Consider the following 1,285-nt stretch of genomic DNA (forward strand, 5'->3'; position numbering starts at 1 on the left):
GGCACAATCCCATATCCTCGTCGTCGACGACGATCGCGAGATCAGGACGCTGCTCGGCCGCTATCTCGACGGGCAGGGATTCAGGGTCTCCGTGGCGGCGGACCGGCGCGAGTGCGAGCAGAAGCTCGGCACCGGCCAGTTCGACCTGATCGTGCTCGACGTCATGCTGCCGGACGGGTCCGGGCTCGACATCTGCCGGAGCTTGCGTGACCGCAAACCGCATATTCCGGTCATCCTGCTCACCGCGCTGAAGGAGGATGTCGACCGCATCATCGGGCTGGAGCTCGGCGCCGACGACTATCTCGGCAAGCCGTTCAATCCGCGCGAGCTCTCGGCGCGCATCCGCGCCGTGCTGAGGCGCTCCGCGCCGGAAGAGGCCGCGCCGCCCAAGGTTCGCGTCTACCATTTCGCCGGCTACCGGCTGGAGCCCGACACGCGCAAGGTGATCGATGCCGGCGGCTCGACGATCGACCTCACCGGGGCCGAGTTCGACCTGCTGCAGGTCTTCCTCGACCGGCCGGGGCGACTCCTGTCGCGCGACCAGTTGCTCGACCTGACCCAGGGGCGCGAGCGCGATCCGCTCGATCGCTCCGTCGACGTGCTGATGAGCCGGCTGCGGCGGAAATTTGCCGATGCCGGCGAGGACCCGCTGTTCAAGACCGTGCGCAATGGCGGCTATCAGCTGACCGCCCGCGTCGAAACGGCGGAGACTGAGGCATGACTTCGCTGCGCCGCCGGCTGATCATCCTGCTTGTCGTTTCGATCCTGGGCGTGGTCGGCCTCGCCACGTTCGTCGCGGTCAAGGTGCTCGGCGGGCCGTCGCCCGAACTGATCATGGGCCCGCTCGCCCACCAGATCCAGTACATGGTGCAGCTGGTTCCGGGCCATGTACGACAGGCCGGCGATGCGCCCGTCACCGTGAGCGACCGCCCGGCGAATGGTTTTGAGGACCGGAAGCACACACGGGTGCTGAACGAGATTCTTCAGAATGACGGTGTCGGCGTCTCCGCGGTCGTCAGCCGCAATGCCGGTAGACCTGGCATGGTCGCTTCGGTCGCGCTGCCCGACCATCGCTGGATGATCGTCGACGTTCCCGATTTCGGCCCGCCGCGCGACGTCTGGGACGGGTTGGCGGGCTGGATGGTGCTGATCGTGCTCGGCGCCACGCCGGTGTCGATCTATTTCACCGGCGTCCTGGTGCGGCCGCTCGAAATGCTAGAGGCCGCTGTCAGCAAGATCGGTTCCGACGGCGTGCTGACGACGGTTCCGGAAAAGGGGTCGGCCG

1 protein-coding gene and 1 pseudogene are annotated in these 1,285 nt (G+C 67.2%); both read left to right on the forward strand.

The features are described 5' to 3' along the window. Positions 1-721: response regulator (locus tag EOA38_RS37000; protein ID WP_127301533.1), on the forward strand; the 721-nt coding region annotated here is incomplete at its 5' end. Beyond that, positions 718-1,285 (forward strand): annotated as a pseudogene (locus EOA38_RS37005) (two-component sensor histidine kinase); the annotation flags it as partial. The gene EOA38_RS37000 and the pseudogene EOA38_RS37005, both read left to right, overlap by 4 nt.

Source organism: Mesorhizobium sp. M1E.F.Ca.ET.041.01.1.1 (genome assembly GCF_003997355.1).
GTDB lineage: Bacteria > Pseudomonadota > Alphaproteobacteria > Rhizobiales > Rhizobiaceae > Mesorhizobium.